Source organism: Burkholderia sp. Bp8998 (assembly GCF_003854235.1).
In the GTDB taxonomy this organism is placed as follows: Bacteria; Pseudomonadota; Gammaproteobacteria; order Burkholderiales; family Burkholderiaceae; genus Burkholderia.
The window spans coordinates 1-19,875 of the sequence record NZ_QTQF01000063.1; the positions used below are offsets into that span (position 1 = coordinate 1).

The following is a 19,875-nucleotide window of genomic DNA, read 5'->3' on the forward strand; positions in this document are numbered from 1 at the left end:
AGCGGGCGGACAACACCGCGCGCATCATCGACGTGAAATACCACCTGCTGCTGCCGTCGGTGTCGCACGTCGGCACGCTGCTCGATACCAACCACTGGGAGTCGATCTTGCGGTCGGTCGAAGCCAACAACTCTTACCGCTGGGTATACGACGTGCAGTACAAGCCGATGAACATCGCGGACTACCTGATCCTGAACGGCCGCATGCCGCGTTCGCTGCGCTATTGCTACGGGCGCGTGATGTCGAGTCTCAACCTGCTCGTGAAAGAGCACGGTGCCGCTCACGCGTGCCACGACACCGCAGCCCAGATGCTCACGATGCTGTCCGACAGCACGATCGAACGCATCTTCAAGAACGGCCTGCACGAATTCCTGACTGGATTCATTCGGCGCAACCACCGACTGGGGCTCGAGATCGCCCAGGCGTACAACTTCAACTGAACGCCATCATGCAACTCTCGATTGTTCATACGTCCCGCTATGTCTACGATGCACCCGTGCAGCAGTCTGTTCAACGCATGTGCCTTCATCCACTGTCGAATGCGTGTCAGACGGTCGTCGATTGGGAAATCCGGGTCAATGGCAAACAGCCCGGGCTGTCGTATCTAGACGGATTCGGTAATCGAATCGACCTTGCAGACCATGTTTCGAACGCGAGCGAGATTGTGATCGAATCCGTCGGAAACGTGACGACGCGCGACGTGACGGGCGTGGTTGGCTACCTCGATGATTGTGCTCATCCGTGGTTGTTCCTGCGTGAAACGCAGTTGACCAGGGCGGGGGGCGCGCTCGAAGCGTTCGCGATGTCGTTTTCTGGCGTATCGAATCAGCTGATGGTGCTCCATGACCTGATGGAGGCGATCCATGACCAGTTCGAATTTGCAACCGGCGTCACGGATGTCGATACCGATGCCGAGACGGCATGGACCGGCGGAAAGGGCGTTTGCCAGGACTATGCGCACGTTTTCATTGCAGCCTCCCGCCGGCTCGGTATTCCGGCACGCTATATCTCGGGCTATCTGCTGATAGATGGCCAGGAGCGACAGGCGGCCAGCCATGCGTGGGCAGGAGCGTATGTGGAGGGTCTCGGCTGGGTCGGCTTCGATCCCGCGAACAACATCTGCCCCAACGAACATTACGTGAAGCTGGCGGTCGGCATGGATTATCACGGCGCCTCTCCAGTCCGAGGGTGCAGCAGACAGGGAGGCGGCGGATCCCTCAGCGTGGAGATCGATGTGCGTCGAGTGGTTGCGTGACGCATTCGTGGCCGGCTCATCGGGATGGCAGGCGTCATCGGGTTAGTCGAAATGCGCATATCGCTTGCCGCCGGAAATTCGGTTGGGTACGTTGTCCGTACGGATTTCCAATCACTGTGCGTTGGCGACAAATAGCGATTTCGGATCCGGAGAAACGCCGAATGGGCGGGCATACACGCATTCCGAACGCCGATCCCGGATGGTGCAGGAGGACGCCGAGTCGACAAGGCGGGTATGTGCGCTCGAAATAAAACCAGGATGCAATGAATCAAATGGAGATCGTGATGACGACGTCGGCAAATATGCAAGTTGCAATGGAACGGGAAGCGAACGATGCGGGTCATGAAGGCGTCGACGCTTTCGATGACGAAAGCGTGCGCGAGGCGCTTCGCGATCGACTCAAGCAAGTCAAGAAGAGGGCGGCGGAAGCGCAGGTGATTGTCGTCGCGAAGGGAAAGAAGACCGCTCGTGTCGCGAACGAGTACGTGCACGATCGTCCCTGGACAACGGCGGCAACTGCGCTCGGAGTGGGGGTGTTGATCGGGTTGCTGATCGGTCGGCGATGAACGCAAGCGCGCCGGCTCGGCCGGCGTCGAACTGGACCTATTTCGGAAAGTGACCTGTTTACTCGCTGAGGTAGCGTTTTGAAGTGCCTTTCGCGAGCAACGACAAGCGGCTATCCCGAGGGATGGCCGTTGCCATATAAGGGGGCAGGTGACGCGCCGGCGGCAGGCCGCCCACGCAGACCACTCCGACGGGACGGTTTCGAGTCGTTCCGCCATATCGATGGCACATGCCAGAATCCGCCAATTCTCGACAGATCCAACATGAGTCACCCTTCTCGACGCGACCGACGGCCACTCACGAAATCGATGCTGCTTCCGCTACCTTCGGTGGACGTGCGACGTTTGTCGCTGAGATTTCACCTTGCGCTTGCGGCGATGAGCTCGGGTCACGGAAACGGTGACCAGTTCATGACATTGCTCGGTACCGTCTACATCGCATTCTTCTTGCGCGATATCGAGGCAACCGATGTCGATCGAGGCTTGTACAAGCGTGCTGAAGACGCGCTGGAACGATGCTTGCAACGCGTCGAGCAAGGGCAACCATGGACGCTCCTGGTCGATGAACGGGTAGCAATCGAGCAAATGGTGACGTTCCACGACATCCAGTTATTGATCGCCCCTGCGCATCGCTATGCCGATGCCTGGGAGCGCGTGCGATGTGTCGTCGAGCAGGGACGCCCGTCGCCGATACCGGCGTGAACACGCGACATGGGCGGCGGAAGAAGCGGCTTCGCGCCCCCGATCGATCGTTCAGAACCGACACGTTCGCGACGGTGGGCGAACCGTCAAGCGCGTCGCTCTTCCGGCTTCGAGAACATGCGTCACCGGCAAGTGCCGATCTCGATCGAATAGTCGCCTGTACCAGGCGGGTGGCGTGTCCGCAGACAGCCACCGGCGTTGGCGGAACCGTGCGCGTGACCCGTGTCAGGCGTCTGCCGGGTGAGCAAGCGTCGCGGCGAGTTCGGCATCGATGCGGGCCGCGTTCGCGTCCGCCTCGGCTTCCGACAGCAGGCCACCTTCCCACTTCGCAATGACTGCGCTCGCAATGGAATTTCCGACGGCGTTGGTCGCCGAGCGGCCCATGTCCAGGAACGTGTCGACGCCGATGATCAGCAACAGGCCGGCTTCCGGAATGTGGAACTGAGTGAGCGTTGCGGCGATCACGACGAGCGAAGCGCGTGGTACGCCGGCCATCCCCTTCGACGTGAGCATCAGCACGAGCAACATGGTGATCTGCGTGCCCAGCGACAGGTGAATGCCGTAAGCCTGTGCGATGAAGAGCGACGCGAACGTGCAGTACATCATCGAGCCATCGAGGTTGAACGAATAGCCCATCGGCATCACGAAGCTCGAGATCTTGCGCTTCACGCCAAAGCGATCGAGCGCGTCGAGGATCTTCGGATAGGCGGCCTCGGAACTCGCGGTCGCAAACGACAACATGAATGCTTCCTTGATCAGGGAAAGCAACTTCAATGCGCGCCGTCCGAGGAACAGGATGCCCGCAAGCGTCAGCAGCACCCACAACAGGATCAGACTGAGGTAGAAGTCACCCATGAAGACCACGAACTTCAGCAGGATCGAGATTCCGTTGACTGCGACTGTCGACGCCATCGAGGCCAATACGGCCAGCGGCGCGAGCTTCATCACGTAGCCGGTGATCTTCAGCATGACATGCGACAGTTGATCGATCGCGGTGACGAGAACTTTGCCGTGTTCGCCAAGTGCGGCGAGCGCAACGCCGAAGAACATCGAAAATACGACGATTTGCAGGACCTCGTTGTTGGCCATGGCCTCTGCAAACGAGCGCGGTACCATGTGGCCGACGAAATCCTTCAGCGTGAACTTCGACGTCGCGAGGTTTGCGGATGCACTGATATCGGGTAGCGACAGGCCGAGGTTCTCACCGGGTCTCAGGATGTTCGACATCAGCAGGCCAAGCAGCAGCGAAACCAGCGAAGCGGTCACGAACCAGGCCAGCGCCTTGGCGAACACACGCCCGACGGACGCAGCGTCGCCCATGTGCGCGATGCCGACGACCAGTGTCGAGAACACCAGCGGGCCGATCACCATCTTGATGAGGCGCAGGAAAGTGTCGGATATGAGAGAGATATAACCCGCAATTTCAGTCGAGACCTTTTTGTCGGGAAATTGCGTATAGATCATGTAGCCAACGGCAATGCCGATCAGCATTGCAATCAGGATGCGAATGGCTGAGGCGTTTCCTTTTCTTTTCACTTTGAATCTCCATGTTTTGCAGCGAATGACTGATGCCGGAAGCGACGAAATGCGACGTGGTCGCTTCCGGCAGCATCAGCGTTGTGACGCTTTCCGCAAGTCCGGTTGCCGGCAGCCTTCCTCGAACGCGGTCAGCGATTGTGTCCAGCATTCGTTGGGCCACCGGAGTTCCGCCTGCAGGGTCAGCGGGCGATAGACAGCCGAATAGAGCGTCCCGTAGCCGCGCGACCACGCGTCCTGATACAGGGGTTCGTACAGTAGGGCATCAATCGCCTCCCGGGCCGTGCCGGCCATGTGGCAATGCGATTGCAGTGCGGTCAACCGCTCTCTCGATCGGGTCGCGTGCGCATGTTCGGGCCATTCGACCGCATGCTGAACGTTGGTGACGGCGGCGCGGCGCGTGATTTCGGCAGGGCGGTCCGGGTTGACGAAGACGGTGGCCCAATCTGCATGGCGGTCCAGTAGCGTGACGCTGTAACTCATATGTACCGGCACTCGCTGCAGAATGGATGCTGCTTCGGCAGTTGTCTGTGCCGTTTCGAGCACGTACCGCAGCACGAGCGGGATGCCGAAACCGACGCCGGACACGGTCCGTCCGCCGAAAGAGAGCGATACGGCGAGCCCGCTTTCGTTGATGCCGTCGAGCGCTCCCCACAGGCAATCGATCATGGCTGCGACGCGCGGCCCCACCCAGCGCGTGGCGAGCCAGTTTCCTTCCAGCAGCGCGGGCGCAAAATCGTAATTGCGCAGCAGCATCGGCTCTTCGTGGCCGGCAGGATCGATCCACACGGCCTGCGAGCATCCAGCAATGTAGGGCGGAGGACACCACAGCGACAGGAAGCGTGCCTCGACATCGCCCCCTCCCGCGAGGCCGACGAGGCGCTCCCAGACGGGAACCAGTTCGGGCATGTGCTCGCGTAGTGCGCGCCGGCACATGAGGTAGCTGGGGCGGCCGGCTACACCCCCCCGCAGGAACCATGCGCGATAGCTGGGCCACGCGTGTTCGAACAGCACGCGCCATTTGTCGCCGGGGGTATCTTCAGCGATGGCGCGGAACGGCACACTGACGGACATGGCGGCGCCTTACAGGATCTTGAACGAACCGGGAGTGGGCGCCGCGTTGGGCGTCGGTGCCATGAGTGGCTTGCCGGCGTAGTAGTTCTTCAGCCCACGCACCCAATCTCGCGCACGAACGTTGAGCCGGAAGTTGTCATCCATCGACCGTCCCCGCGTGATCAGGATGCCAAGGTCCGCGCCCTCGTAGCGATAGTCGCCGGGGCCGGTTATGCGCAGGAAGAACGCCTCGCGCTCGCTGTCGATCGCGCGGCGGTGGTAATCGAAACGGTGGTAGGACACGCTGCCGTCGTCGGCCATGCGGTAGATGCCGGTCGCCGGTGCGTGCGTGACCTGGTCGACCGTGTCGTCGTTGAACTTCAGAACGACTTGCGACCACGAATCGATGAAGTGGGGTTGCGCCCATCGCTCGTTGATCTCCTTCGCGTTCAGATTGAACGGAACGCCGGAAAATTCGAGCAGGTGGAACAGGAACAGCGGTGCGTCCGCGTAGGCGAACGCCGCATGGTTCGTCATCGGGCTTGCACCGCAGATGCGTGGATTGAGTTCGCCGAGATACACTTCGCCGGAATCGACGTCGATCAGAAAATCGAGGTCGAAGTAGCCGCGGTAGCCCTCGTTCAGGAGCTGGTCGCCGAACTTCTCCGCCATCTCGCGCGCCTTCGCACGAACTTCCTCGGTGAATGCCCCCGGGAACACCTCGTTGCCGCACCAGCCGCCCTTGTACGGCGTCAGCTCACGGGCGCCGACCACTTCGGTCAGGAGCGGGCCGACGAGCGTGCCGGACTGCGTCGCGCACGCTTCGAGCGTCGCGCCGCGACAGTTGATCCGCTTCATGATCTTGACTTCGGGATCGCCGACGATTTCATCCTTGTGCTGGTTGAACTCATCTTCCGACGCGATGAAGAACGTCGTGTGGCCCGAGTCTCCGAATGCGGACTGCACGACGAGGTCCTTGCCCAGATGGTTGCGATCGGCAATTTGCAGCAGGTGCTCGTAGCTGTCGACTTTCTCGAGCGCGTTCGGCACCGAATGCACGCCTGCCTTGTTCCCGATGCGCACGGTCTCCATCTTGTTGTCGCAGCGGGTCCGCAGTGCGGCCGGGGGAAACCAGACATCCAGGCCGATCTCTTCTGCAAGCGCCTCCGTCTTCTCGTCGAACATCAGGAACGTCGCGACCGGTCGGCCGCCGCGACGCTCGATCAGGTCGATCACCTCCTTGTGCGCCAGCAGATGGTTGTTGATGTCCTCGATCGACTGGAATTCGTCGTGCGGCGATTCGGATGGCACGAAGACGTTCGGATGGCGTCCATCGAAGCAGTCGATGTAGTTGATGTACATGAATCGATTCACCCATCTGTCCAGGCCGAGCAGATTGAAGTTCGTTGCACTGATGAAGTAGATGGGACGCTCGTTGCGGTGGAACATCAGCAGGAGATCCGCGATGCTGTTGACAGATTTGCTCACTTGTTGCTCCTTGTATCGCTTCTTGTTCGATTTCGTTTTGCTGCGTCTTGGTTCAGTTCGGTAGCACCGGGCGTTACGCCTTGGCGCAGGCGTATGCGGGTTGCGATGGCGATGGCGTGGGCGTGACTTGACGAGCAGCCGCAACGCGTGCGGCCGTGCCCTGCGCCGCGCATTCGAGCGCCGTCTCGGTGAAGATCCGGAAGCCCAGTTCGGCGCGGAAGCCGTGGATCTCGCGCACGTCGAGCGCGGCCATGAACTGAAGGATTTCGGGGCTGATGATTTGCCCCGGCACGAGGATCGGGAAACCGGGCGGGTAAGGGATCACGAACAGCGCGGACACGAGCTCGCGGCCGGACGTCATCGCACGAGCGGCTTCGTTCATGTCGATGTATTCGCAATTTGCATCGTCATATGAAAGGAAGAACGCACTGCGGATGTCGCCGTCGCGGGTTTCCGTGCGATCGTCGACACTGCGGCCGCGAAACGCGAAATGAAAACGCGAGAAATCCGGCAGCGGCGGTTGCTCCTGTGTCAGCGAGCGAACCCGTTTATCGTGAATCCGCCGCTCGACCGCGCTCATGTCGGCCACGCGCGCGTCGACATCGCGCGCAATCTTCACCAGAACCTCGATGAGGTAGGCAATTGCCGATCGGGTCGTGCCGATATTCGTCATGAAAAGAACCGTGTTGCGCGACGTCTTGTTGATCTGGATACCGTACTTGTCCATCAACTCCGTGTTCTTGAACGTGTCGCCATCCATGCCTGTCGAACCGATGACGAGTGTCGCGCGCGTCGGATCCAGCGCGAACTCGTCGGTACGCCACGCAGCTTCGAGATTGCTCCACCCGGTCTCGTCGTTGAAGTAGCTGCTGACAGCGGACTCCCGATAGGCGGGCGGCACGATGTCCCCGACGCGCAGGAAGCGGAAGTAGCGACTGAGAAACGGGTGTTGCTTGACCTGCTCGCGAAGACTCATCGCGAGTTCGAGCTGGCGCTGGATCAATTCATAACCCTCGAGTTCGACCTGACGGCGTCCGACGTCGAGCGAGGCGAGGATTTGATAGTTGGGAGACGTCGACGTATGCGTCATGTACGCTTCGTGGAACGATTCCTCGGCCTTGTCCTTGAAATCCTGGTCCCACACGTGAATCATCGAGCCCTGGCGCAGCGCAGTGAGCGTCTTGTGTGTCGAGTGCGTCGCGTACACGCGCACCCGTGCACGCGACGGGTCGGGAAGCAGGCGCGCGTCCAGAAGCTGCGCGTCGTCATTCCAGTCGAGCGTGGCGGCGAACTCCGCGTGACGCTTCGCGTAGGCCGGGTCCTTGAACGTTTCGGCGAGCTTGGCCGCGTTCGCCATCGCAGTACGCTGCCGATAGATCGGGTGACAGCGCGCGAACGCAAACCACGCCTCGTCCCACAGGAAGATGAGATCGGGCTTGATCGCCAGGCACTCCATCATCACGCGCTCGACATCGTAGACGATGCCGTCGAACGTGCAATTGGTCAGTAGTACCATCTTTACACGATCGAGTCTCCCGGCACGGCGAAAATCAAGCAACGTCTCCTTGATGTGACGGATGGGTACGGCGCCATACATCGAGTACTCATCCAGCGGATAGGAGTCGAGGTATGCCACCTGCGCGCCCGCGAGCACCAACCCGTAATGATGGGACTTGTGGCAATTTCGATCGACGAGCACGATGTCGTCGGGCCTGACAAGTGCCTGAACGACGATCTTGTTGCAAGTCGACGTTCCATTCGTCGCGAAATAGGTGCGACGCGCGCCGAATGCACGCGCGGCGTACTCTTGCGCGAGCTTCAGCGGTCCGATCGGATCGAGCAGCGAATCCAGCCCGCCCGACGTCGCGGAGGTCTCGGCCATGAAGAGATTCATGCCATAGAACTGCGCCATGTCGCCGATCCAGTTGCTGTTCATGATCGACTTGCCGCGCGCGAGCGGCAGTGCATGGAATACCCCGGTCGGTTGCTTTGCGTAGTCGCGCAGGGCATTGAAGAACGGCGTGCGGTGACGCTCGGCGACACTTTTCATGATCGAGCCGTATAGCTCGAGGTGGTCTTCCTCGCCAAAGAAGATTCGCTTGAAGACCTCGCCGACGCGCGCGGCGATGTCCTCGACGCTCACGTCCGTCACGAGATACAGGTCAAGCTCCGGGCGGATCTGCGCGATCCGGCGGCCAAGCAATGGGCCGCGCTCGGATTCGGGCATGGACTCGACGCTGTCGTCCACCCCGTCCAGAAAACGGCGCAACATGTCGTTGTGGTTCACCGATCGGAACGGAAAGCCGTGCCGAATCACCACTGCCTGGAGATTGAAGTTGACGAGGGTCGCGATCAGCGCATCTTCGAAGCTCGGCACGATGACGATATCGAAGATGAAGTCGTCATCGGGGCTGCGCTTTCGCTGGACGCGGCGACGCAGCGCGTCTTCTTCGCTCGACGACATTTCATCGACAATCAGCACTTCAAAATAGGGGCGTGCCAGCTGTGCCTGTCGTTCGCTATCGGTTTCGATTTGCGACGGAAGCTCGTTTTCGCTGTCGAGCGTGTTCGCGTCGTGACGGTAGGTGCGGGCCGCCAGAACGCGATGAATGCGGCGCGCTGCCTGATGCGCGCGGCTCATTTCCTCGCGTTCGATCCATTGTCGAAGCTCCCCGAACACGCGTCGGCCCGGGAACGCCCAGTAACTTTCGATCGGTGTGAGCAGATCGACGGTGCGCCACACGCTGGCCAGCCGCAGTACAAACTCCGGATCGTCTGTCGACAGGATTGCCAGACGGCTAAGATCGTCTACCAGATTGATCCAGCCATCCATACGTCGCTCCCAGACGCTGCGATGGTTGCTCAATTGTGTAACGAACGGTGGCATCGGTTGCTCCGATCTCATATCTTCCATCTCCTTGATTCGTTTTTTTCCGGCCATATGGTTCGGAATCCGTCCGGCGGTGCTGGTGAAACGTTGATATTTCAATCCGGCTTTTTAAGTGATCCTAATGTATTAAGATATGAAAAATCGGGATTGTTCCGTTCGTAGACGGGGAAGTCGCAGCTTCTGTCCCGGAAGCTTTTCAGAGGCTGGCCGAGATTTCGCAACCCGTGTTCACGCTCTCGACGCACGCGTTCGAAGTCGACTGCGATCGGGATGATCTCGCCGCCGCTGCCGGCCTGATGCAATACGTAGCCGGATGGATCGCAAACAATCGAACGGCCGACACCACCGTCTTCGACGCCGTTGATGTCGAAGAAGTAAAGCTGGTTCTGAGCGGCTGATGCACGGGCGATCGAGAGTTCGACGTCGCGGTCGATCGTGTCCGTCATCGTGGGATGCAGGACCACTTCCGCTCCCATCGCGGCGAGTGTGCGCGTGGTTTCCGGAAACCACATGTCGTAGCAGATCGACACGCCGATCCGCCCCACGCCGGGCACGTCGAACACGCAGAACTCGGTGCCGCCCTCGACGTCGCGCTCGTACGGGCGGAACGGAAACAGTTTTCGATAGCGCGCGACGACATCTCCACGCGGATCGATTACCGGGGTGGTGTTGTAGATGAGCGTGCCATCGGGCCCGTCGACACGCTCGAACAGGGAACCCGGAATCAGCCAGAGCCCCGTTTCATGCGCAAGCTCGGCCAGACGCGCCTCGGTGGCACCGGGCAGCGATTCAGCGTTGCGATGCAGCGGACCCAGCGGCGCGAGTTCGGAGAACAACACCATGCGTACCCACGGAAACCGGATGCGGATGTGGCGCAGGTAATTGCCGATGACTTCGACGTTGCTCTCGAACGCGGATACCCGCATCTGGACGCCGGCGATTCCGAAAGTATTGTGCATGGTCTTTCTCAGCATTCGATGGAGTTCGGGAAAATGCAATCTGCCGTCACGGCTGCATCAGGACCGGGCGCGACGCCAGGACGGTGCGACGCACGTGGCTCATCGAGGAAGATCCATGTCGGTCCATACGCAGTGTTGTGGAGACGGGAATGCGAGCGGTGGCGAGTGGAAGCATGGTTGATACGTTGGTCATGACAGTCTGCTGAACGACAATGAACGGGATGACAGGTGGCATGCATTCTAGAACCAACATGCGTGAGCGAATGGGTCCAACAAATTTAATGTGGTTGGATCCAAGTCGGAAAAGTGGCACCGGCTGCACCAAGAGGGGCCGAGTCGTATCGATGCGCGGAGCCGTGCGGCGGGTCCGGAGAGCGCGACCGAGGCGATTGAGCCAAGCCCGTGCCGTATCTCACCCGAGGCATGCGTTTTTTCGCAGCACATTATTCGGATAACGCATGGCCTTTGCGTACCGAATATCGGTCGCATACCGTCCGCAAGTGGCGGATATCGAGCATCTTCGCTTCACTGATATCGTCGCAGGCCGGTCAGGCGGGCCGGTATCGTCCATATTGCCGTTGCCGGCGGGTCCGTTGACCTCGGTAGCGGGAACCAGCCGGAATGAAGCGGGCGAATTGATGGCAGGCTGCAACATGAATGGGTACGTGCGTGGTCACCACGAGTCGGGTTTGAGATCGGGGGAAATCCGATGAGAGAATCCCCGTTGATCGAATGGCTGCTCACGCTGGCGCATTGGAGTCGCCGCACTCCGTGCGGGACGCCACTGAACCGACGGCTGTTCGACGATCTGCGTGAAGCGATTCTTTCAGGGCGCATCGGTCCGGGCGCGCGGTTACCGGCGTCCCGCGACCTTGCTCGCGAGTTGCGTGTGGCGCGCAATACGGTGATCTACGCATACGATCGTCTGACTGCGGAAGGGTATGCACGTGCCTCGAGCGGCAGCGGCACATATGTGAGTGACACGGCGCCTGATGCGTCGTTGATCGATCGCACGGTCAGCGCAAGTCGGACCACGAACGACTGGATCACGTGCAAGGGATCACGACTCGCGGCCCGTGCAATGGATCTGCTCGTCAATGCGGGTGCATCGGATTATCAAGTCGGTGCATTCGTCCCGGGCATTCCGGACATCGGCGAGTTTCCGCGTGTCGTATGGCAACGACTGATCGCAAAGGTCTGGAGAACGGCGGGGCAGGGACAGTTGGGCTATGGCAGTCGTCATGGCTATCCGCCGCTCAAGCGCGCACTGGCCGAATATCTGACGCTTGCCCGTGGCGTCGCATGCTTGCCGGAGCAGATCATCGTGACACAGGGTTCGCATCAGGCGATCGATCTGTGCGCGCGCCTGCTTGCCGATCCGGGCGAACTGGTATGGATCGAGGATCCGTGCTATTGGGGAGCGCGCAGCGTGTTTCGCGGCGCGGGGCTCGATCTGGAGGCGATACCGGTCGATGCGCAGGGAATCCAGTTGCCGGTTGCATTTGGCCGGAGCCCGAGACTGATCTTCGTCACGCCGTCGCATCAATATCCGAGCGGCGTGGTGATGAGCCTCGCGCGGCGCAGGTTGCTGACGGAAATGGCGCGCGCGCAAGGCGCCTGGATCATCGAGGATGACTACGACAGCGAGTTCCGATATTACGGTGCGCCCGTGCCGTCACTCCAGGGGCTTGATCCCCATCGGAACACGATCTACATCGGCAGTTTCTCGAAGGTGCTTTACCCGGGGTTGCGACTTGCGTTCCTGATCGTGCCGCCCGATCTCGTCGACGCATTTGCCGTTGCCCAATCGGAGGTCTATCGCGGTGGGCAATTGACCATCCAGGCGGCCCTGGCGGAGTTTATCGACAATGGACATTATTCGGCCCATGTGCGGCGGATGCGCAAGATATACGCAGCGCGCAACACACTGCTGACGACGTCGCTCCGCCAGCATCTTGGCGATCGTATCGACGTTGCGGGAACGGATACCGGGCTGCATCTCACGGTGGCGCTGCATGGCGCGAATGATCACCTGGTATCGCAGGAGGCGTTGGCCCAAGGGATCGTCGCCCGGCCGTTGAGCTCGTATTTTGCCGTGCCGTCGAATGCGCGAAACGGTCTGGTGCTGGGATACGGAGGGGTGTCCGACGATGCGATCGAGGGGGCGGTGCGGAAGCTCGCGATCGCGATCGACGCAGCCGAGACCAGCGGGCGATGCGCGCAGGAGACAACGCTGATTTGACCGGACGGCGATCGAGGTAGCTTGGGGCAGGATTTGTTCGGCTTTGACTCGCACGATCTTCGCCACCCGTGCCACCCCATCTTTCGTCGCTTCGCCAACTTCGAGCGACGCTGCAACTGCTCTTCGCGATGCCGCCGGTACGCCTGATTCCGGCCCAACTGCCAGACTTCACGGCGCAGCAGTCAATGGACACGTCAGCCGGAACAGCTGAAACGTGCAGCGCCCGTCTTCTCGTCGTCATTGAAAATCATTCAATCGCGAAGCCAGTTATCAAGACCGACCGACGTGCAACACAATGCGGCATGACGATTTCGCATAGACATGAATCATGCATTTCGACCACGTCACCATCGTCACGGACGACATTGACGGCACCCGCCGCTTTTTCGACGAGGTCGTCGGTCTCGACACCGGGCCTCGACCGCCGTTCAGCGTGGATGGCTATTGGTTGTACCTCGACAGCCGCCCGATGATTCACGTTACGCGCGCAACGCTGCCTGCGCAGAACGGCCGTAGCGCACCGCGTATCGATCACATTGCGCTGCGCCTCGACGCACACCGTGAATGGGAGACGTTGATCGAGCGGCTGACCCGCAGGCGGATCGATTACACATTGAGTGACGTACCGTTGTCCAACGAACGTCAGCTGTTCGTGTCCATTGCGCCGGGCGTATGCGTCGAATTCGTCACGACGCTCGCAACCCATGGTCAATCCGGGATTCCGAACGAGTGAGTGGGTGTGTCGGCGGTATGTCAGCCGGTCGCGATACGGCCGCCGCGCTCGCCGGACGCGACGTCACGCACCGGGTTTGCGGGCACTGCCTCGCGTACGGGAAGACGCTTTTTAACGGAGGAAACGAGCGATGAAACTCAAGGATCAAAAGGTGTTGGTGGTCGGTGGAAGCTCCGGGATCGGTGAAGCGACCGCGCGTGCATTTGCGGCGTGCGGGGCGAGCGTGATGATCGCATCGCGCGACGCGGCCAAGCTGGCGGCAAGCGCAGACAGGATTGGGTATGGCGTGCGAACCGGCGTGATGGACATTACCGACGACGCAAGCGTGCGTGCGTTTCTTGATTCGGCAGGTGAATTCGACCACGTTGTCGTGTCGGCCGCGCAGACACCCACGGGGCCGGTGCGTGGTCTGGAACTCGCCGGCGCCTACGCGGCGATGGACAGCAAGTTCTGGGGAGCCTATCGCGTCGCACGGGCCGTACGCATTCGGCAGGGCGGTTCGCTGACATTCGTGTCGGGCTTCCTGAGCGTGCGGCCGAGCAAGACTTCGGTCTTGCAAGGTGCGATCAACGCGGCGCTCGAATCGCTGGCGCGAGGGCTTGCGCTCGAGTTGTCGCCCGTGCGCGTGAATACGGTATCCCCGGGCCTGATCGCGACGCCGCTCTGGTCGAAGCTCGATGCGGAATCGCGCGACAGGATGTACGAAGGCGCTGCGGCGCGATTGCCGGCCGGCCGTGTCGGGCAGCCCGAGGACGTTGCGAATGCCGTGCTCTACCTTGCGTCGACCCCGTACGCGACCGGTTCGACGGTGCTGGTCGACGGTGGCGGGGCGATCGCGTAGCGGCTCGGCCGGTTGAGCCTTGACCCCCGATTCGTCGCGGGCTGCCGAACGCCCGTGCCCGGTTTTCTCGTGCCGGGTGCGTCGTTGGATGGGCTTGAGCTACGGGCGCGCCGCTGACCTCACCGCCGCCTGCCGGTGCCGCGCGTTCGTGTCTTGTGCGGAATGCCTGTGCGAGTCGCTCACGTCCGTACGGCGATGTCGAGACCGGACGACCGGATCGTTTTCGACATTGCTTCTTCAAAACGTTCGATGGCGGGCGTAAAGGTCTTGCCGCGACGCCAGCGCAACGCGGCGATGCGCGACAGGCCGTCGTCCACGATCGTCGCCGTCACGCTCCTCGAGCGCGGCGGTATCGCCAGTGGACTCGCGATCGTCGCGTAATCGGCGCTCTCGACGAGCCGTATCAGCGAGTCGACATTGGCGGCCTCGACCCGCACGTTCAGCGCAATGTTTGCGCCGGCACATGCGGCGTCGATCTGCCCGCGCATGGCGAACGCCCGATTCAGCAGCGCGAGCGGATGGGTCGCCACTTCCCGCAGGCTGACGGTCTTCCGGATCTTGCGACCGGCGGATCGATGAACCAGCGCCAGCCGTTCGGTGAACAACGTTCTCTGCTCGACGTCCGGATTCGACAGATGGGAGAACGATACGCCGATGTCCAGTTCATTTTCGACCAACCCCTGGTCGATCGCCGCAGCCGGCAGTTCGTGAACGGACACGTATAACGGCGGATGTCGTGCGAGCAGTGCCGAAATCGTCGGCATGACGAGCGATCGTGCGTACGTGTCGATCGCACCGATGCGCAATGCGCCGTGAACTTCGCGCGAGCGGTTTCGGACATTGGCCAGCGTCACGTCGAGTTTCGACAGGATAGGCTCGACTTCCGCGAACAGATCCGCACCGGCTTGTGTCAGCAGGATGCCGCGGGCCACCCGATCGAACAACGTCACGTCGAGCAGGTCTGCCAGCTCGCGCAGGTGCTGAGACAGGGCGGGTTGGGAGTTTCGCGGGGCGGATCGTGTTCGGATGGTTGAAGGACCGCCATCACGATGCGACGGCGCCGACCTTGCTGCTGGCGCTGAGCGCTGCGGCGGCGATGGTGCTCACCGTCATTTACCGACGGGCATCGACGCATTGAAGGGCGGTCGATCGACACGGCCTGTCGTATCTCGACGGCATACGAATTTTTTGGTCAGGTTTGAAAGTCCATTCATTTCAAGGCCCATTTTCAGAATGGAGCGGCTTGCCGAAAATTCGTTGTACGCGCACGAATCTGCGTGACATTCAATACCCGTTCATTCGTCATCATGCATCGCGTTGCGGTGCGAGAGACGCGCTTGCGCGTCATGAGGAGATTGTCCATGGCAATTCAAGTCGATCATGCCGATCGCGATCCGGTCGAGCAGGCGCCCGATCACCCGACGCGCCGTTCCTTCCTGACCCGGGCCGGAATCGGCGCAGGCGCGTTCGCCGTCGGTGCGATGCTTCAATCCGCACCGGCCGGTGCGCAAACGGGCAGTCCCCGATCGAACCCGGTAGCCGCGCCCATGCGGGGTGAATTCTGGCCGAACGGTGCGCGGCTGGTCATTTCGATCTCGATGCAGTTCGAGGCGGGCGGACAGCCGCCGAAGGGCGCCGACAATCCGTTCCCGAAAGTCGATTTTCCGGCGAGCGTGCCGGCCGATCTTGCCGCCGAAGCGTGGTTTGCATACGGATATCGCGAGGGGATTCCCCGCATGCTGGATCTGTGGGATCGACATGACGTGAAGGTCACGACTCACATGATCGGCGAGGCGGCGAAGCGGCATCCGGAGGTTGCCCGGGAGATCGTAGCCCGCGGCCACGAAGCTTCGGGTCACGGGCCGACGTGGAACTCGCAGTACGCGATGTCGCGGCCACAGGAACGCGAATTCCTGATCCAGGCGCGATCGATGGTGGAAGCGGTGACGGGCCAGCGCCCGATCGGCTATAACGCGAACTGGCTGCGACGCGGTCCGAACACGCTGTCGCTGCTGCAGGAACTCGGCTACGTGTATCACATCGATGACACGAGCCGCGATGAGCCGTTCATCGAAAAGGTCAACGGCAAGGATTTCGTCGTGGTTCCGTACACGCTGCGCAATAACGACATCCTGTTGGTCGAGGGCCGGAATTACTCGCCGGACAAATTCCTCGAACAGATCAAGTTCGACTTCGATCAACTGTACGAGGAGGCGGGAACGCGTCGACGCATGATGTCGATCAGCGCGCACGATCGTATCAGCGGAACGCCGCAGATGACGCGCGCATGGGACGCGTTCCTGCGTTATGCGAAGAGCCATCCCGGCGTTGCGTTCATGCGCAAGGACGACATTGCACGGTTCGTGCTGCAAAGCCCGATTACGGTCCGCGAAAGCGAGACGATCTAGCGGGCTGTCCGTCGATCTGGTGATGCCGGGTTCGCGGGCGAGACCCGCCCGCCAGCGTGCACCGTTCGAGGCCTTGACCGGCAAGGAACGATTGACCGACGGGGCAGGCCAGTACCATTCATCCCGCCGATTTTCTTGTCTGGATTGAAAATAATTCAAGACAGGGGCCAATTATCAATCGGCACGGTGGCAAGCAGAATGGCTGCACATCCACTGCGGTTTCACCGCCTTCCCGGAGACAGCCATGCCACTTCCCATTCTCGCGCTGGCCCTGAGCGCCTTTGCCATCGGCACCACGGAGTTCGTCATCATGGGCATCCTGCCCGATGTCGCGCAGTCGCTTTCCGTTTCCATTCCGTCGGCGGGGCTGCTCGTGAGCGGCTATGCGCTGGGCGTCGCGGTCGGTGCGCCTCTGCTCGCCGTTCTCACGAGCCGCATGCCGCGCAAGTGGGCGCTTCTGCTGCTGATGGGGATCTTCATCGTCGGCAATATTCTGTGCGCGGTCGCGCCGGGTTACACGAGCCTCATGATCGCCCGCGTCGTCACGTCGTTCGCGCATGGTTCGTTCTTCGGCATCGGGTCGGTCGTTGCCGCGTCGCTCGTGCCGCAGGACAAGCGCGCGAGCGCCGTCGCGTTGATGTTTACCGGTCTGGCGCTCGCCAACGTGCTTGGCGTGCCGCTCGGCACCTTCATCGGCCAAATGCTCGGCTGGCGCGCCGCGTTCTGGTCGGTCGCCGGTGCGGGCGTGCTTGCGGCGCTGGCCCTCGTGATGCTCGTGCCGACCACGCACGAAGCGCAATCCGCGAGCCTGGCGCACGAAGTCGGCGTGCTCAAGCACCCGCAGGTATGGCTCGCACTGTTGATGACCGTGCTCGGCTTCGGCGGCATGTTCGTGGTGTTCACCTATATCACGCCGGTGCTCGAGCAGATGAGCGGATTCGCGCCGAGCGGCGTGACGAAGATTCTCGTGTTGTTCGGCATCGGCCTGGCCATCGGCAACGCGCTCGGCGGCAAGCTTGCGGATCGCGGCGTGATGCGGGCGCTGATGGGCGTATTCGTCGTGCTGGTCGCGATCATGGTGGTGTTCAGTCGCACCATGCATCACCCCGTGGCATCGGCCATGACGATCTTCATCTGGGGCGTCGCGGCATTCGCGACGGTTCCGGGCCTGCAGATGCGCGTGCTGAGCAAGGCCGCGAGCGCACCGAACCTCGCATCGACGCTGAACATCGGCGCGTTCAACGTGGGTAACGCGATGGGTGCATGGCTCGGCGGCATGGCGCTTTCGCACGGGCAGGCACTCGACACGCTGCCGCTCGTGGCCGCCGCCGTGACGTTGCTGGCCATTGCGGTGACCGCGCTCGCGTCCCGGCTCGACCGACGCGAGGCAGCACACGCGAATCGCGCCGCACGTCTTCCAGCCTGAACGTCCCGAGTTGCATCACTTCCGGATTCAATCCATCCATCGAGCACGCTTTCAAGGAGCCTGACATGAAAACCCGCACCGTCCTTTCCGCCGTGTCCCGCATCGCACTGGCCGCCGCCACCGCCGCCACCGTCGCTGCCGCGTTGCCTGCCGTCGCCGCGACCGGCGACGATCTCGTGCAGCCGCAAACGCTGATCGTCGACAAGAGTCTCTCGAAGCAGCAAGCCGAGCAACAGATCCGCGCGGCACGCCTTTACGATACCTTCTGGAGCACGGGCGACGAGGCCCAGGCCCGCGAGGCGCTGGCGGCCGATTTCACGGACCGCACCTTGCCCGCCGGCCGGCCGCAGGGCATCGCGGGGCCGCTGGCGGCATCGAAGGGTTTCCATCGTGCCGTGCCGGACGTCCATGCCGAGGTCGAACAGATGATCGTCGCCGGCGACCGCGTCATCACCCATCTGCACTTCACCGGTCACTTCACGGGCAGCTTCAACGACGTGCAGGGGAAGGGGCAGGCGGTCGACTTCATCGCCACGGACATCTATCGCATTCGCGACGGCAAGATCACCGACAACTGGCATCTCGAAGACAACCTGACGTTCCTGCAACAGCTCGGCGTGGTCGCCCAGTAAGCGGGCCCGGGGCCGATGCTGCCGGTCGGCCTTTCCTTCGCCGGTCCGCATCGCGTTACCATGCCCGGTGCCACGCGGGGCATCGCGCGGCGGACCCCACATTCTTTTCGCGTGACGCGACCATGGACAATCTCGGTGACATTCGGCTTTTCGTTGAAGCAGCAAGCCAAGGCAGCCTGTCGGCGGCCGGCAGAAAGCTCGGACTGTCCCCCGCCGCGGCGAGCGCCCGGCTCGTGAAGCTGGAGGGAGCACTCCATACCCAGCTGTTCGAGCGATCGACCCGCAAGCTGCGCCTCACGGACGAAGGCCGGATGTATCTCGTTCACTGCCAGCACGCGCTGCAAACGCTGGAAGATGCGCGCGCGGCGTTGCAGGCCGGGCGGGCATCGGTGAGCGGGGCGTTGCGCGTATCGGCCACCTCCGATTTCGGGCGCACGGTGCTGCGTCGATGGCTCGACGCATTCAACGAACGCCATCCGAACGTCACGCTGACGCTCGTGCTGTCCGATTCGCTGTCGCACTTGCTGCAGGACGATATCGATCTCGCGATCCGCTTCGGCGTGCCGGCGGACAGCGCGATGGTCGCCAAGCGCATGGCCGACAATCGCCGCGCGCTATGCGCGTCGCCCGACTACATCGCCGAGCACGGCATGCCGAACCATCCCGACGATTTGCGTGAGCATCGATTCATCGTGCTTTCCTCGGCGGCCGGCGCGGCGAACAACTGGCGTTTCGCGCGCGATGGGGAGACCGCGTTGTTCACCGCGCCGCTCGACAGTTCACGCCAGACCAACGACGGTTCGCTTGCCCGCGAATGGGCGATGGAGGGCCGCGGCGTGGCGATGAAGTCGATCTGGGACATCGGCGCCGATCTTCAGGCCGGACGGCTCAAGCTGCTGCTGCCGGAGTGGCGCTGCCCGGACGTGCCCGTGAACGCGCTCTTTCAACGCACGCTTTATATGGCGCCGCGCGTGCGCACATTGCTCGACTTCCTCGAGCAGCGGTTCTCCGAGGCGTCCGAAGCCTTGGCGCCGTTTCTGCGATAGTTTGCCGCGATCGCCGGCTGTCGATTCGCTGCCTGTTGCTGAACACGCGCCGCGGAATTATTGGTCGAAAATCAATGGGACCAATTCGGCATCCGCTCGAG

At 61.8% G+C, this 19,875-nt stretch carries 17 protein-coding genes; 11 read left to right on the plus strand and 6 right to left on the minus strand.

Going from position 1 to position 19,875, the window contains the following annotated elements:
• From DIE06_RS35100 to DIE06_RS35115, 4 genes are all read left to right on the plus strand, one after another.
• Window positions 1-440 (plus strand): alpha-E domain-containing protein (locus DIE06_RS35100; protein WP_148094371.1); only part of this gene is annotated, 440 nt, incomplete at its 5' end.
• 8 nt (window positions 441-448) lie between these two features.
• Window positions 449-1,255: a transglutaminase family protein gene (locus DIE06_RS35105; protein ID WP_124665348.1), complete on the plus strand. Its 807-nt coding sequence runs from the start codon at window positions 449-451 to the stop codon at window positions 1,253-1,255.
• 272 nt (window positions 1,256-1,527) lie between these two features.
• Window positions 1,528-1,821: a glycine zipper domain-containing protein gene (locus tag DIE06_RS39485; protein ID WP_311767657.1), complete on the plus strand. Its 294-nt coding sequence runs from the start codon at window positions 1,528-1,530 to the stop codon at window positions 1,819-1,821.
• Window positions 1,822-2,127: 306 nt separating this feature from the next.
• Window positions 2,128-2,520 (plus strand): hypothetical protein, encoded by a 393-nt coding sequence (locus tag DIE06_RS35115; RefSeq protein ID WP_260433874.1) that lies wholly within the window; start codon window positions 2,128-2,130, stop codon window positions 2,518-2,520.
• Window positions 2,521-2,745: 225 nt separating this feature from the next.
• Here DIE06_RS35115 and DIE06_RS35120 read toward each other — a convergent pair whose 3' ends face one another.
• The 5 genes from DIE06_RS35120 to DIE06_RS35140 form a co-directional block, all read right to left on the minus strand.
• Window positions 2,746-4,056, minus strand: a complete 1,311-nt coding sequence (locus tag DIE06_RS35120; protein ID WP_124665351.1) for a dicarboxylate/amino acid:cation symporter — start codon at window positions 4,054-4,056, stop codon at window positions 2,746-2,748.
• A gap of 75 nt (window positions 4,057-4,131) precedes the next feature.
• Window positions 4,132-5,130 carry a C45 family autoproteolytic acyltransferase/hydolase gene (locus tag DIE06_RS35125; RefSeq protein ID WP_124665352.1) on the minus strand — a complete coding sequence of 333 codons (999 nt, stop codon included), beginning with the start codon at window positions 5,128-5,130 and terminating at the stop codon, window positions 4,132-4,134.
• 9 nt (window positions 5,131-5,139) lie between these two features.
• The gene (locus DIE06_RS35130) at window positions 5,140-6,741 is read right to left on the minus strand and encodes a biotin carboxylase (RefSeq protein ID WP_260433875.1); all 1,602 of its coding nucleotides are present in this window, start codon (window positions 6,739-6,741) and stop codon (window positions 5,140-5,142) included.
• Window positions 6,671-9,430, minus strand: coding sequence for an aminotransferase class I/II-fold pyridoxal phosphate-dependent enzyme (locus DIE06_RS35135; RefSeq protein WP_260433876.1), 2,760 nt, complete (start codon window positions 9,428-9,430; stop codon window positions 6,671-6,673). The genes DIE06_RS35130 and DIE06_RS35135 overlap by 71 nt, the downstream gene beginning before the upstream one ends.
• A gap of 152 nt (window positions 9,431-9,582) precedes the next feature.
• On the minus strand, window positions 9,583-10,461 hold the full coding sequence (locus tag DIE06_RS35140) for a carbon-nitrogen hydrolase family protein (protein WP_221624084.1): 879 nt from the start codon (window positions 10,459-10,461) through the stop codon (window positions 9,583-9,585).
• A gap of 694 nt (window positions 10,462-11,155) precedes the next feature.
• Here DIE06_RS35140 and DIE06_RS35145 point away from each other — a divergent pair.
• From DIE06_RS35145 to DIE06_RS35155, 3 genes are all read left to right on the plus strand, one after another.
• Window positions 11,156-12,688 carry a PLP-dependent aminotransferase family protein gene (locus DIE06_RS35145; protein ID WP_124665354.1) on the plus strand — a complete coding sequence of 511 codons (1,533 nt, stop codon included), beginning with the start codon at window positions 11,156-11,158 and terminating at the stop codon, window positions 12,686-12,688.
• A gap of 328 nt (window positions 12,689-13,016) precedes the next feature.
• Window positions 13,017-13,421: an extradiol dioxygenase gene (locus tag DIE06_RS35150; RefSeq protein WP_124665355.1), complete on the plus strand. Its 405-nt coding sequence runs from the start codon at window positions 13,017-13,019 to the stop codon at window positions 13,419-13,421.
• Window positions 13,422-13,551: 130 nt separating this feature from the next.
• Complete coding sequence (locus DIE06_RS35155) at window positions 13,552-14,262, plus strand: SDR family oxidoreductase (RefSeq protein WP_124665356.1); 711 nt, start codon at window positions 13,552-13,554, stop codon at window positions 14,260-14,262.
• A gap of 179 nt (window positions 14,263-14,441) precedes the next feature.
• Here DIE06_RS35155 and DIE06_RS35160 read toward each other — a convergent pair whose 3' ends face one another.
• Window positions 14,442-15,290 carry a LysR substrate-binding domain-containing protein gene (locus DIE06_RS35160; RefSeq protein WP_311767658.1) on the minus strand — a complete coding sequence of 283 codons (849 nt, stop codon included), beginning with the start codon at window positions 15,288-15,290 and terminating at the stop codon, window positions 14,442-14,444.
• A gap of 339 nt (window positions 15,291-15,629) precedes the next feature.
• Here DIE06_RS35160 and DIE06_RS35165 point away from each other — a divergent pair, with 339 nt between their 5' ends.
• The 4 genes from DIE06_RS35165 (at window position 15,630) to DIE06_RS35180 (ending at window position 19,774) form a co-directional block, all read left to right on the plus strand.
• A complete protein-coding gene (locus DIE06_RS35165) occupies window positions 15,630-16,670 on the plus strand; it encodes a polysaccharide deacetylase family protein (RefSeq protein ID WP_409364535.1) in 1,041 nt (346 codons plus the stop codon).
• A gap of 244 nt (window positions 16,671-16,914) precedes the next feature.
• A complete protein-coding gene (locus DIE06_RS35170; protein ID WP_124665359.1) occupies window positions 16,915-18,096 on the plus strand; it encodes an MFS transporter in 1,182 nt (393 codons plus the stop codon).
• Between the two features lie 65 nt (window positions 18,097-18,161).
• Window positions 18,162-18,728: an ester cyclase gene (locus tag DIE06_RS35175; RefSeq protein WP_124665360.1), complete on the plus strand. Its 567-nt coding sequence runs from the start codon at window positions 18,162-18,164 to the stop codon at window positions 18,726-18,728.
• 122 nt (window positions 18,729-18,850) lie between these two features.
• The gene (locus tag DIE06_RS35180; RefSeq protein WP_124665361.1) at window positions 18,851-19,774 is read left to right on the plus strand and encodes a LysR family transcriptional regulator; all 924 of its coding nucleotides are present in this window, start codon (window positions 18,851-18,853) and stop codon (window positions 19,772-19,774) included.
• The last annotated feature ends 101 nt before the right edge of the window (window positions 19,775-19,875 follow it).

Excerpts from the sequence above, each read along its gene's own strand:
- DIE06_RS35105 (WP_124665348.1), top strand. The coding sequence starts at position 449 with ATGCAACTCTCGATTGTTCATACGTCCCGCTATGTCTACGATGCACCC.
- DIE06_RS39485 (WP_311767657.1), top strand. The coding sequence starts at position 1,528 with ATGGAGATCGTGATGACGACGTCGGCAAATATGCAAGTTGCAATGGAA.
- DIE06_RS35115 (WP_260433874.1), top strand. The coding sequence starts at position 2,128 with ATGCTGCTTCCGCTACCTTCGGTGGACGTGCGACGTTTGTCGCTGAGA.
- DIE06_RS35125 (WP_124665352.1), bottom strand. The coding sequence starts at position 5,130 with ATGTCCGTCAGTGTGCCGTTCCGCGCCATCGCTGAAGATACCCCCGGC.
- DIE06_RS35135 (WP_260433876.1), bottom strand. The coding sequence starts at position 9,430 with ATGGATGGCTGGATCAATCTGGTAGACGATCTTAGCCGTCTGGCAATC.
- DIE06_RS35140 (WP_221624084.1), bottom strand. The coding sequence starts at position 10,461 with ATGCTGAGAAAGACCATGCACAATACTTTCGGAATCGCCGGCGTCCAG.
- DIE06_RS35145 (WP_124665354.1), top strand. The coding sequence starts at position 11,156 with ATGAGAGAATCCCCGTTGATCGAATGGCTGCTCACGCTGGCGCATTGG.
- DIE06_RS35150 (WP_124665355.1), top strand. The coding sequence starts at position 13,017 with ATGCATTTCGACCACGTCACCATCGTCACGGACGACATTGACGGCACC.
- DIE06_RS35155 (WP_124665356.1), top strand. The coding sequence starts at position 13,552 with ATGAAACTCAAGGATCAAAAGGTGTTGGTGGTCGGTGGAAGCTCCGGG.
- DIE06_RS35170 (WP_124665359.1), top strand. The coding sequence starts at position 16,915 with ATGCCACTTCCCATTCTCGCGCTGGCCCTGAGCGCCTTTGCCATCGGC.
- DIE06_RS35175 (WP_124665360.1), top strand. The coding sequence starts at position 18,162 with ATGAAAACCCGCACCGTCCTTTCCGCCGTGTCCCGCATCGCACTGGCC.
- DIE06_RS35180 (WP_124665361.1), top strand. The coding sequence starts at position 18,851 with ATGGACAATCTCGGTGACATTCGGCTTTTCGTTGAAGCAGCAAGCCAA.